This is a genomic window from gamma proteobacterium symbiont of Axiagastus rosmarus (assembly GCF_059730925.1).
Map to the genome: position 1 here is coordinate 2,002,379 of NZ_AP035925.1, position 12,121 is coordinate 2,014,499.

13 protein-coding genes are annotated in these 12,121 nt (G+C 55.5%); 11 read left to right on the forward strand and 2 right to left on the reverse strand.

The window, feature by feature from the left end; translation table 11 throughout:
• Nucleotides 1-157 precede the first annotated feature (157 nt).
• The 4 genes from cysB to acnA all read left to right on the forward strand — a co-directional run bounded on the left by cysB (nucleotide 158) and on the right by acnA (nucleotide 5,081).
• Nucleotides 158-1,132: an HTH-type transcriptional regulator CysB gene (gene cysB, locus AC6I8F_RS09335; RefSeq protein WP_021510116.1), complete on the forward strand. Its 975-nt coding sequence runs from the start codon at nucleotides 158-160 to the stop codon at nucleotides 1,130-1,132.
• 492 nt (nucleotides 1,133-1,624) lie between these two features.
• Nucleotides 1,625-1,783, forward strand: coding sequence for a YmiA family putative membrane protein (locus tag AC6I8F_RS09340; protein WP_071813666.1), 159 nt, complete (start codon nucleotides 1,625-1,627; stop codon nucleotides 1,781-1,783).
• Nucleotides 1,784-1,786: 3 nt separating this feature from the next.
• A complete protein-coding gene (locus AC6I8F_RS09345) occupies nucleotides 1,787-1,963 on the forward strand; it encodes a YciX family protein (RefSeq protein WP_498028751.1) in 177 nt (58 codons plus the stop codon).
• Nucleotides 1,964-2,399: 436 nt separating this feature from the next.
• Nucleotides 2,400-5,081 (forward strand): aconitate hydratase AcnA, encoded by a 2,682-nt coding sequence (gene acnA / locus AC6I8F_RS09350; RefSeq protein ID WP_166710210.1) that lies wholly within the window; start codon nucleotides 2,400-2,402, stop codon nucleotides 5,079-5,081.
• A 71-nt stretch (nucleotides 5,082-5,152) separates the two neighbouring features.
• Here the strand turns inward: acnA and ribA are convergent, their stop codons facing one another.
• Entirely contained in the window at nucleotides 5,153-5,746 is a 594-nt protein-coding gene (gene ribA, locus AC6I8F_RS09355; protein WP_058758620.1) for a GTP cyclohydrolase II, read from the reverse strand.
• Between the two features lie 230 nt (nucleotides 5,747-5,976).
• Here ribA and pgpB point away from each other — a divergent pair, with 230 nt between their 5' ends.
• From pgpB to yciH, 5 genes are all read left to right on the forward strand, one after another.
• Nucleotides 5,977-6,741 (forward strand): phosphatidylglycerophosphatase B, encoded by a 765-nt coding sequence (gene pgpB, locus AC6I8F_RS09360; RefSeq protein ID WP_498028752.1) that lies wholly within the window; start codon nucleotides 5,977-5,979, stop codon nucleotides 6,739-6,741.
• A gap of 126 nt (nucleotides 6,742-6,867) precedes the next feature.
• Nucleotides 6,868-7,173: a LapA family protein gene (locus AC6I8F_RS09365; protein WP_058771279.1), complete on the forward strand. Its 306-nt coding sequence runs from the start codon at nucleotides 6,868-6,870 to the stop codon at nucleotides 7,171-7,173.
• Between the two features lie 6 nt (nucleotides 7,174-7,179).
• Nucleotides 7,180-8,349 carry a lipopolysaccharide assembly protein LapB gene (lapB, locus tag AC6I8F_RS09370; RefSeq protein WP_058758617.1) on the forward strand — a complete coding sequence of 390 codons (1,170 nt, stop codon included), beginning with the start codon at nucleotides 7,180-7,182 and terminating at the stop codon, nucleotides 8,347-8,349.
• Nucleotides 8,350-8,554: 205 nt separating this feature from the next.
• Nucleotides 8,555-9,262 carry an orotidine-5'-phosphate decarboxylase gene (gene pyrF, locus AC6I8F_RS09375; RefSeq protein ID WP_498028753.1) on the forward strand — a complete coding sequence of 236 codons (708 nt, stop codon included), beginning with the start codon at nucleotides 8,555-8,557 and terminating at the stop codon, nucleotides 9,260-9,262.
• Nucleotides 9,262-9,585, forward strand: a complete 324-nt coding sequence (gene yciH / locus AC6I8F_RS09380; RefSeq protein ID WP_498028754.1) for a stress response translation initiation inhibitor YciH — start codon at nucleotides 9,262-9,264, stop codon at nucleotides 9,583-9,585. Before pyrF ends, yciH begins: the two co-directional genes overlap by 1 nt.
• 69 nt (nucleotides 9,586-9,654) lie before the next feature.
• Here the strand turns inward: yciH and osmB are convergent, their stop codons facing one another.
• Nucleotides 9,655-9,870, reverse strand: coding sequence for an osmotically-inducible lipoprotein OsmB (gene osmB / locus AC6I8F_RS09385; protein ID WP_031279061.1), 216 nt, complete (start codon nucleotides 9,868-9,870; stop codon nucleotides 9,655-9,657).
• Nucleotides 9,871-10,253: 383 nt separating this feature from the next.
• Between osmB and araD the strand changes: the two genes are divergently transcribed.
• Together araD and AC6I8F_RS09395 are read left to right on the forward strand one after the other, a co-directional pair.
• Nucleotides 10,254-10,952, forward strand: a complete 699-nt coding sequence (gene araD / locus AC6I8F_RS09390) for an L-ribulose-5-phosphate 4-epimerase (RefSeq protein WP_021505953.1) — start codon at nucleotides 10,254-10,256, stop codon at nucleotides 10,950-10,952.
• A gap of 293 nt (nucleotides 10,953-11,245) precedes the next feature.
• On the forward strand, nucleotides 11,246-12,112 hold the full coding sequence (locus AC6I8F_RS09395) for a crotonase/enoyl-CoA hydratase family protein (RefSeq protein WP_021505954.1): 867 nt from the start codon (nucleotides 11,246-11,248) through the stop codon (nucleotides 12,110-12,112).
• Nucleotides 12,113-12,121 lie beyond the last annotated feature (9 nt).

Here is a 12,121-nt window from a genome sequence, read left to right on the forward strand (position 1 = left end):
CATCCTTATAGCTAATCGTTCTACATTCTTACGTTAACTGATATAGTAGTTATAGCTTATTGCATTTTGCTGACTCGCTTTCCCTCATTATTACGCCATCAGGGCGGATACACGCCTGCAGGGAATGCACCTCTGTCGCTATCGGGAAGATATAACTATGAAATTGCAGCAGTTGCGTTACATCGTTGAAGTCGTTAACCACAACCTCAATGTCTCCTCCACGGCAGAGGGGCTGTATACCTCGCAACCGGGCATCAGTAAGCAGGTGCGCATGCTGGAAGATGAGCTGGGCGTGCAGATTTTTGCCCGCAGCGGCAAACATCTGACGCAGGTGACGCCAGCGGGCGAAGAAATTATCCGTATTGCCCGCGAAGTTTTGTCCAAAGTGGATGCGATCAAATCGGTTGCCGGTGAACACACCTGGCCAGATAAAGGATCGCTGTACGTGGCCACGACCCACACTCAGGCGCGTTATGCACTGCCTGGCGTAATCAAAGGTTTTATCGAACGCTATCCGCGCGTTTCCCTGCACATGCATCAGGGCTCGCCCACACAAATTGCTGAGGCGGTCTCCAAAGGCAATGCCGATTTCGCCATTGCCACCGAAGCGCTGCACCTGTACGACGACTTAATTATGCTGCCGTGCTATCACTGGAACCGTGCCATTGTGGTCACGCCGGATCATCCGCTGGCGGGGAAATCCAATGTGTCGATTGAGGAGCTGGCTGATTTCCCGCTGGTGACTTACACCTTTGGTTTTACCGGCCGCTCAGAACTGGATACTGCGTTTAACCGTGCCGGTTTAACGCCGCGTATTGTTTTTACCGCAACCGATGCCGACGTGATCAAAACCTATGTGCGTTTAGGCCTGGGGGTTGGGGTGATTGCCAGCATGGCGGTGGACCCGGTTTCCGATCCGGATCTGGTGCGCATTGAAGCTTCAGAAATCTTCACCAATAGCACCACCAAGATTGGTTTCCGGCGCAGCACCTTCCTGCGCAGCTATATGTATGATTTCATTCAGCGCTTCGCACCGCATCTGACGCGAGACGTGGTGGACGCCGCTGTGGCGCTGCGCTCAAACGAAGATATCGAAGCGATGTTCCGCGATATCAAGCTTCCTTTCAGGTAATCACCTAACCCATTATTTTTGCGGGATGTCCAGCGACTTCCCGCACACTTCCCGCCGCTTAGCACCAGCAGAACCTCAAAAAATTCCATTATTTTTTTGTAAATGAAACATGCGTCACATGTTTTTTCATTGTTATTTATTAAATGCGAATCAGTACACAATTTTTACTTTGCCGCTTTGCGGACTGCCAGGAATATTCCCATACTCCAGTTAAGAGCTGATGAGAAAGGGCTTTTTAACTGGCTCGTTAAATTAAACTCAAATTTAGAGTGGATCTAATTTTGGTTTAAGCCAAATTTACAATGTAACTATTAAATTAATAGTTTGCAGCGTGCTTAAATTTATCTCATCAGTTTTGGCGGTTTTGATAAATAGCGTTAATCGTTGTGCTCAATAAAAATAACTGGATTTTTGGACTTAACAAGTTTAGGATTCGTCCTAAATCTTCATCGTTGTTATCAATCGTTTTATTGAGAGTGATTATCAAAAACTATGACTACGAGATTAACTGTACAACCGGACTTCCGGGCTAAAAGCACCAAGGTAGAGCGTTCAGGTAACATCCGTCGCAAAGCCTGGTTGACTGTCTTCGCTGCTTCAGCACTGTTCTGGGTAGTGGTGGCGTTAATGATTTGGCGTATGTGGGGTTAAGCCATGTGGGCAAATACACTCAGTCGTAAATATCCGGTTGCTGCGCGTCAGCCTAAAGCACCGGTGTGCAAAGCCAAAGAAACGCCTGCTGAACCGCAAGTGGCAATCCCGGCTTCCTGGGAACTGAGTGAACAGCAGCGCAGCTTTATCGAATCATTCATGGATCCGAAGTCTAAATAACGCAGTCTGCGTCCAATTCTTATTAAGACATACTGTCGCGCATTTTACCGGACTCTCCGGTGGGCACGTTAAAAGCCCGTCCTTTAACACTCAGCATCTAAAAAAACGGTGTCATCAGTACAACGCTGAAGACGATGGCTTTTTGTTGCCCGCGATCCGGGAGGAGTGACAGATGAATACCACAACTTTTTCATGGCTCAGCGTTTATGCCTTCTCAATGGCCTTTTGGGCTGCGGCCGTCTGGGCCGTGCTGTAATTCGCTAATCCTGCCAGTTAACGCTTTCTGAATGCCCTGACTTTTGTCAGGGCATTTTTCGTTGCGGTTTTGTGTGTCAATTCGTGTTGTTATCAAAACGTTAACGAAAATGTGGTCTATCTTTAAGCTAAACCTTGCACTCTCTGAGGTTTAGCAGAAGAGCCCATAAAAGGAGGAGTTATGTCGTTAACGTTACGTGAGCAGAGTCAGGATGCGCTGGAAGTAGGGGCAAAAAAATATCATTACTACAGCTTGCCGAAAGCCGCTCAGCAGGTCGGTGACATCGATCGCTTACCAAAATCCCTCAAGGTTCTGCTGGAAAACCTGCTGCGCTGGCAGGATGAAGATTCCGTAACGGCAGCAGATATTCAGGCGCTGGTGGCGTGGCAGCAAACTGCACATGCCGATCGCGAAATTGCTTATCGTCCGGCGCGCGTATTAATGCAGGATTTCACCGGCGTACCGGCCGTGGTTGACCTGGCGGCGATGCGTGAAGCCGTGAAGCGGCTGGGCGGTGATGTGGCGAAAGTTAACCCGCTGTCACCGGTCGATCTGGTGATTGACCACTCGGTCACGGTTGACCATTTTGGCGATGACGATGCGTTTGAAGAAAACGTGCGCCTGGAGATGGAACGCAACCACGAACGCTACGTTTTCCTGCGCTGGGGGCAAAAAGCCTTTAACCGTTTCCGCGTCGTGCCGCCGGGCACCGGTATCTGTCATCAGGTCAATCTGGAGTACCTCGGTAAAGCCATCTGGCATGAAACGCTGGACGGCAAAGAAGTGGCTTATCCGGATACGCTGGTCGGCACCGATTCCCATACCACCATGATTAACGCCCTGGGCGTGCTTGGCTGGGGCGTAGGCGGCATTGAAGCTGAAGCCGCCATGCTGGGCCAGCCGGTTTCGATGCTGATTCCCGATGTGGTGGGTTTCAAGCTGACCGGCAAACTGCGCCCCGGTATTACCGCCACCGACCTGGTATTAACCGTGACGCAGATGCTGCGCAAACACGGGGTGGTCGGTAAGTTTGTCGAATTCTACGGTGACGGACTGGCCGATCTGCCGCTGGCGGATCGCGCAACCATCGCCAACATGGCACCAGAATATGGCGCAACCTGCGGTTTCTTCCCGATTGATGAAGTAACGCTCAGCTACATGACGCTCACCGGGCGCGATGCGCAGCAGGTTGAGCTGGTGGAAGCCTATGCAAAACAGCAGGGGCTGTGGCGTAAACCGGGCGATGAGCCCATCTTCACCAGCACGCTGGCGCTGGATATGGCTGAGGTTGAGTCGAGCCTCGCCGGTCCGAAACGTCCGCAGGATCGCGTCTCCCTCGGCGACGTACCGGCAGCCTTTGACGCCAGTAACGAGCTGGAAGTGAATCACGCGCAGAAGCCGCATAAAACGGTCAGCTATCTGGACAGTGAAACCGGCGACCGCATCCAGCTGGATGATGGCGCCGTGGTGATTTCGGCGATTACGTCCTGTACCAACACCTCCAACCCCAGCGTCTTAATGGCGGCTGGCCTGCTGGCGAAAAAAGCCGTCGAGCGCGGACTGATGCGTAAACCCTGGGTAAAAGCCTCGCTGGCACCAGGATCAAAAGTGGTGTCCGACTATCTCGCCGTGGCGCAGCTGACACCGTACCTCGATGAGCTGGGCTTTAACCTCGTGGGTTACGGCTGTACCACCTGTATCGGTAACTCCGGCCCGCTGCCGGATGAGATCGAAAGCGCCATCAAAGAGGGCGATCTGACGGTGGGTGCCGTATTGTCCGGCAACCGTAACTTTGAAGGGCGCATCCATCCGCTGGTGAAAACCAACTGGCTGGCGTCTCCGCCGCTGGTGGTGGCGTATGCGCTGGCGGGTAACATGAAGATCAACCTGCAGACCGATCCGATCGGTCAGGATCAGCAGGGCAATGATGTCTATCTGCAGGACATCTGGCCATCGCCGGAAGAGATTGCCGCATCGGTGCAGAAAGTCACCAGCGACATGTTCCATAAAGAGTATGCCGAGGTGTTCGACGGTACGCCCGAGTGGCAGCAGATCAAAGTCAGCGAAGCCGCCACCTACGACTGGGATGAAGGCTCCACCTATATCCGGCTGTCCCCGTTCTTTGACGATATGGAAAAAACGCCGCAGCCGGTGCAGGACATCAGTGGCGCGCGCATCCTGGCGATGCTCGGTGATTCGGTGACGACCGACCATATTTCCCCTGCTGGCAGCATTAAAGCGGAGAGTCCGGCGGGGCGTTATCTGCTTGCGCACGGCGTTGAGCGTAACGACTTCAACTCGTATGGCTCACGACGCGGCAACCACGAAGTCATGATGCGCGGTACTTTCGCTAACATCCGTATTCGCAACGAAATGGTGCCTGGTGTCGAGGGCGGTTATACCCGGCACTATCCGAGCCAGGAACAGCTGGCTATCTACGATGCGGCGATGAAGTATCAGGAGGAGGGCGTGCCGCTTGCAGTGATCGCCGGGAAAGAGTACGGCTCCGGATCCAGCCGCGACTGGGCGGCGAAAGGTCCGCGTCTGCAGGGCGTGCGCGTGGTGATTGCCGAATCGTTCGAGCGTATTCACCGCTCTAACCTTATCGGCATGGGTATTTTACCGCTGGAATTCCCGGCGGGCGTAACGCGTAAGACGCTGCAGCTGACCGGGGAAGAGCGTATCGACGTGGCAAATCTGGCGCAGCTGCAGCCCGGTTGCAGCGTCCCGGTAACGCTGACGCGGGCTGACGGCAGTCAGCAGACGCTGGATACTCGTTGTCGTATCGATACCGGTAATGAGCTGACCTATTACCAGAACGACGGCATCCTGCATTACGTGATACGCAATATGCTCAACTAAAAAACAAAGCCGGGCATGCCCGGCTTTATTATTGACGCAGAAAGTGCATGATGCGAGAGCGCACCGCCGCATTACGATTTCGGCAGCAGATGCCCCATCTTCTCAGCTTTCGTATCGAGATAGTGCGCATTTTTCGGGTTACGGCCGACGATCAGCGGCACGCGCTCGACAATATTGATGCCCGCTTCTGACAAAATCTCCACTTTGCGCGGATTGTTGGTCAGCAAACGCACTTCATTAATGCCCAGCAGTTTAAACATGTCGGCGCACAGGGTGAAGTCACGCTCATCGGCGGCAAAGCCCAGCTGATGGTTCGCTTCCACCGTATCGTAGCCTTTGTCCTGCAACGCATAGGCGCGAATTTTGTTCAGCAGCCCGATGTTGCGCCCTTCCTGACGATGGTACAGCAGCACGCCGCGTCCTTCTTCCGCAATGGCGGTCAGCGCCGCTTCCAGCTGGAAGCCGCAGTCGCAGCGCAGGCTGAACAGCGCATCGCCGGTAAGACATTCGGAGTGGACGCGCGCCAGCACCGGATTGTGATCGCTAATATCACCATAAACCAGCGCGACGTGGTCGTGGCCGGTTGCCAGTTCTTCAAAACCAACCATCAGGAAATCTCCCCATGGCGTGGGCAGTTTGGCTTCTGCTACCCGTTTCAGCTGCATGTGACTCTCCAGAACCTTCAGAGGATGCGCTATCATCATGATAACGCACGGGCCCGACTGGCCCGACGAAACTGCCAATATTGTGCCACAACCTGAACCAGGGCCGCTAATCAGTCAGAGTGATTGTAGTGATAAAGCACAATTATCTAAGCCGCAACGGGTATGTTATTCTTTTTTCAACTAAAGTTATGCAATACGCCTGTCAGGTCGGGAAACAATAAAGGGACGAGATGTTAAAAATTGTGCAACGCACCACGCTGGGTGCGTTTTTATTACTGCTGATGCCGCTGGGCGTATGGCTTTCCGGCTGGCAGTGGCAACCGGGGGAGAGCGGGCATCTGTTGCGCGTGCTGTTCTGGATCACCGAAACCGTCACCAGTCCGTGGGGCACGCTGACCAGCCTGATTCTGAGCGGCTGGGTATTGTGGTGCCTGCGCTTTCGCCTCAGGCCGGCCATTCTGTTATTGATTATCATGAACGGCGCGATTCTGGCCGGTCAGTCGACCAAAACCTTTATTAAAGAGCAGGTGCAGGAGCCGCGGCCGTATGTGGTCTGGCTTGAGCACAGCCACGGCGTCAACGAACAGCAGTTTTATCAGCTGAAACGGCAGCAGCGCGGCGAAATGGTGTCCGCCTTGCTCGCCAATGACACAAAGCTGCCCGCCTGGTTAAAAAATCACTGGGCGTTTGAGACGGGCTTTGCTTTTCCGTCTGGCCATACCATGTTTGCCGCCAGCTGGGCGCTGCTGGTGATTGGCCTGTTATGGCCGCGCCAGCATGTTGTTACGGTGGTGGTGCTGTTTGTCTGGGCGACGCTGGTCATGGGCAGCCGGCTGGTACTGGGCATGCACTGGCCGCGCGATCTGGTGGTCGCGACGCTGATCTCGTGGCTGCTGGTGACGCTGGCAACCTGGCTGGCGCAGCGCTTTTGTGGCCCGCTCAGCGTGCCGCCGGAAGAGCAGCGTGAGATTGCCGGGCGCGATGACGGATTGTAATTTCTCCCTTTGCCCCCATATGATTGATTGTACTTGCAGAAAGGGCACTAACTGCTGCGCGGATAAGCAGCAACGGCGGCACTTTTTTGGCATACTCTACCGGATAACCTCACGACAGGACGCATTGTGAAATATTTGCTGATTTTTCTCGTGGTTTTGGTCATATTCATCATCTCCGTCACGCTCGGAGCGCATAATGACCAGATTGTCACCTTCAACTATCTGCTGGCGCAGGGCGAATTCCGCATTTCAACCTTGCTGGCCTGCCTGTTTGGTGCCGGATTTTTGCTGGGCTGGGCGATCTGTGGCCTGTTCTGGCTGCGCATTCGTGTTTCGCTGGCGCATGCACAGCGCAAACTGAAGCGCATGCAGGCGCAAAATGAACAATCTGCTGCGGTAAATAGCACCTCCACTGCAGTGCGTCGGGATTAATGTTCGATGCTTGAATTGCTGTTTCTGCTTCTTCCTGTCGCGGCGGCGTACGGCTGGTATATGGGCCGCCGCAGTGCGCAACAGGATAAGCAACAGGAAGCTAACCGTCTGTCACGCGAATACGTGGCAGGGGTCAACTTTCTTCTTTCTAATCAGCAGGATAAAGCGGTCGATTTGTTCCTCGATATGTTGAAAGAGGACAGCGGCACCGTTGAAGCCCACCTGACGCTCGGTAACCTGTTCCGTTCGCGCGGCGAAGTCGACCGCGCCATCCGCATCCACCAGTCGCTGATGGAAAGCGCGTCGCTTACTTACGATCAGCGTTTGCTGGCCATCCAGCAGCTGGGACGCGATTACATGGCTGCCGGCTTGTACGATCGCGCCGAAGACATGTTCAGTCAGCTGATCGATGAAACCGATTTTCGCATCAGCGCGCTGCAGCAACTGCTGCTGATTCATCAGGCGACCAGTGACTGGCAAAAAGCCATCGAGGTGGCAGAGCGGCTGGTAAAACTCGGCAAAGATAAGCAAAAGGGCGAAATCGCTCATTTCTACTGCGAGCTGGCGCTGCAGGCGCTGAGCAGTGATGACCTCGATCGTGCCATGAGCCTGTTGAAAAAGGGTGAAGCGGCCGACCACCAAAGCGCGCGCGTTTCCATCATGATGGGACGAATCCTGATGGAGCAGGGCGAATACGCGAAAGCGGCGCAGCGGCTGCAGCGCGTGCTGGAACAGGACAAAGAACTGGTGAGCGAAACGCTGCCGATGCTGGAAACCTGCTATCAGCGGCTGGAGCAGCCTGACAGCTGGGCGCAGTTCCTGCAACGCTGCGTTGAAGAGAACACCGGGGCCGCGGCGGAACTCTATCTGGCGGACATTCTGGAGCAGCAGCAGGGGCCGGAAGCGGCGCAGCTCTACATTAACCGTCAGCTGCAGCGTCATCCCACCATGCGGGTGTTCCATCGTCTGATGGATTTCCACCTGCATGAGGCAGAAGATGGCCGCGCCAAAGAGAGTCTGATGGTGCTGCGCGACATGGTCGGCGAGCAGATCCGCACTAAACCGCGCTACCGCTGCCAGAAGTGTGGCTTCACCGCGCACGCCCTCTACTGGCACTGCCCATCGTGCCGCGCCTGGTCTTCCGTTAAACCGATTCGCGGACTCGACGGCCAGTAAGCTGGCCGCGTTCGGTGATTATTTACAGCGCATAGTAGTTACAACATACTAATAGAGAAATTATCATCCACGCTTCAGCACTGTGCATCGCCTCGTCAAACAGCAAGGCAATCGCCGTCGCAACGTTGTCGTGGCCGGGTTGCACGGGTAGAATGCTTGCCGTTTGTCCATCGCGCCTGCGGGTGCCAGCCTCTGAGGAAACGTTATGCCTGTTACTCACTCACCGATTCTGGTGGCACTCGACTATCATGATCTCAATAGCGCACTGCAGTTCGTTGACCGTATCGATCCGGGCCAGTGCCGTCTGAAAGTGGGTAAAGAGATGTTTACCCTGTTTGGGCCGTCGCTGGTGAAGACGTTGCATGCGCGCGGTTTCGAGGTATTCCTCGATCTCAAATTTCATGACATCCCGAACACGACGGCGCATGCGGTCGCGGCGGCAGCAGATCTCGGCGTGTGGATGGTCAACGTGCATGCCAGCGGCGGGGCGCGGATGATGAATGCGGCGCGCGAAGCGCTGCTGCCGTTCGGCAAAGATGCGCCTTTGCTGATTGCGGTGACGGTGCTGACCAGCATGGACGAAGACGATCTCAAAGGCCTCGGCATCACCTTATCGCCGGCGCAGCAGGCTGAGCGACTGGCTCGACTGACGCGCGAATGCGCTCTTGATGGCGTGGTGTGCTCGGCGCAGGAGGCCGCACACTTTAAACAGGTTATCGGGCAGGACTTCGCACTGGTCACGCCGGGTATTCGCCCGGCGGGTAGCGAGGCCGGCGATCAGCGCCGCATCATGACGCCGCAGCAGGCACAACAGGCCGGTGTGGATTACATGGTGATTGGGCGACCGATCACCCAATCTGCCGACCCGGCGCAGACGCTGCAGCAAATCCTGCACAGTTTACAGGAGGGCTAATGGCTCAGGACAATCCGCTGGTTTATTCCACCGAAACCGGCCGTATTACACATAGCGAAGAGAAACTGCAGCGACCGAAAGGCGATGGCATCGTGCGCATTCAGCGCCAGACCAGCGGGCGTAAAGGTAAAGGCGTGTGCCTGATTACCGGCATTGATCTCGATGATGACGCGCTGACAAAGCTGGCAGCCGAGCTTAAGAAGAAGTGCGGCTGCGGCGGGGCGCTGAAAGAGGGCGTGATTGAGATTCAGGGCGATAAGCGTGATTTGCTTAAAACGCTGCTGGAAGCCAAAGGCATGAAGGTTAAACTGGCGGGTGGTTAATGAAAGCGGGCCACGCAAGGTGGCCCGATGTAACGTAGATGCGCTGCGTAGCCTGCTACAATATTATTATTAATCAACCTGATGGCCAATAATTCCGCCCACCGCAGCGCCACCGACGGTACCCAGCGCGCTGCCGTTGGTGAGCACCGATCCACCAATAGCACCGGCACCGGCGCCAATCGCCGTGTTGCGGTCACGTTTCGACCAGTTGGAACAGCCGCTCAGGGCCACCACTAACGTCGTTGCCAGCACGGCAACCGTCACGCGTTTCATTGTTGTAGTCATGGACATCTCCTTGATGGTTTGCTCAGAGGCAACTCGTTAAGTATAGATGTTACACCCTGAAGTTGTTCGCCCGATGCACTCAGGCGGTGCTTTTCCTTCAGCCTGCACGCTGGCGCGCAACCACTTGCGCGCGTTGTTCACGCTGCTGGCAAAGACCATTTTGGTACCGCCGCAGGCTTGAGATAATTCTAGGCGTAAGCGGATGTGTATGCAGAAAGAAAACTCTGAAATCCTGACGTGGTGTCCGCATCCGGATCCCGTATCAAACCCCACACTTTGCCCGCTTTAGCCACTTTCCGCTGCTAATCCAGCCATTCCCTCCATAACGTTTTTACCGGTGGCTCCGCACAATTCAGTGATGACTGTATGGCGGAGAAAACACAATGCTGGAAGCGCTGAAACAGCAGGTTCTGGAGGCCAATCTCGACCTGCCGCGTTACAACCTGGTGACCTTTACGTGGGGCAATGTCAGCGCGGTAGACCGCGAGCGCGGGCTGCTGGTGATCAAACCCTCGGGCGTTAAATATGAGCAGATGCAGCGCGACGACATGGTGGTGGTCGAACTGGAAAGCGGCAATGTCGTGGAGGGCCAGCTGCGGCCATCCTCGGATACCGCGACACACCGCGCACTGTATCTGGCGTGGCCGGAGATTGGCGGCATCGTGCATACCCATTCGCGCCACGCCACCATCTGGGCGCAGGCGGGCAGGGATATTCCGGCGTGGGGCACCACGCACGCTGATGATTTTTATGGCACCATTCCCTGCACCCGTGCCATGCAGCGGGCAGAGATTGAGCAGGAATATGAATGGCACACCGGCCAGGTCATCATTGAAACCTTTGCGCAGCGCGGCATCGAGCCCGGCGCGATTCCTGCTGCGCTGGTGAACTCCCACGGGCCGTTTGCCTGGGGTAAAGACGCACATAGTGCGGTGCACAGTGCGGTGGTGCTGGAAGAGGTGGCCTATATGGCGCTGCACACTGAGCAGCTGCGCGCGGAGCTGCCGCCTATCGCTCAGACCCTGCTTGACCTGCACTATCTGCGCAAGCACGGGAAGAACGCCTGGTACGGGCAAGGCTGAGCGCGTGATGTTTTCTCAAGGCACCGGCGGGTGCCTTTTTTATTTAAGGGGATTGCGTGCCCGGACGAGACGGGGACTGTGGATGCTGTCGTTTATTCACCATGCGTTAAGCGTTTTTATGCGCTTGCCGGCTGTTGCGCCGTCATTAAGTAAGCCCGCTAATCTTTCCTCAGGCAGGGGCTCGGGGATCTCTCTGGATTTTACGTTATAAATCAAACTCTCATTTGGTCTGGCCTCACTCTGCATTACGCTGATGTGGCGTTTAACGCATCACATAAATAGAGGATGAGACGATGACAGTAATTAACCAACCAACCTGCCGCCTGTTTACCGAAGTCGGCCAAACCACACAGCTCGCCGCCTATTATGAGGAAGGCCGACACACCATGTGGATGATGCTGCGCGCTCAGCCGCGCCCCAGTTTCAACCACGAATTAATTGAGGAGATCATGAACCTGAGCTACGCAGCCCAGCGTTCCGGTCTGCCGATTGATTTCTGGGTGACCGGATCGCTGGTGCCGCAGATGTTTAACGCCGGGGGCGATTTGCGTTTCTTTGTCGAATGCATTCGCAACAACCGCCGTGAAGCACTGCGCGCCTACGCCCGCGCCTGTGTTGACTGCATCCATTCGGCGGCCCGTGGGTTTGATACCGGCGCAGTGACGCTGGCGATGATTGAGGGCAGTGCCTTAGGCGGCGGTTTTGAAGCAGCGCTGGCGCACCACTTCATTCTGGCGCAGAACAGTGCGCGTATGGGCTTCCCGGAAATTGCCTTCAACCTGTTCCCCGGCATGGGCGGCTACTCGCTGGTCGCGCGCCGCTCCGGGATGAAGCTGGCCGAAGAGCTGATCTGTGAAGGGGAGTCGCACAGCGCAGAGTGGTATGAAACCCGTGGTCTGGTCGACAAAGTGTTCCAGCCCGGTGACAGCTACCGCACCACGCGTACCTTCATCGATACGCTGCGGCCAAAACTGAATGGAGTCCGTGCCATGCTGAAAGCGCGACAGCGCGTGCTGCAGCTGTCACGGGCAGAACTGATGGATATCACTGAGGATTGGGTCGACTATGCTTTCACGCTGGAACCGAAAGATATTGCCTACATGGAACGTCTGGTACAGCTGCAAAATCGTCACAGCGCATCACTGCGTAAAGCCGGTTAGCAGTACGCT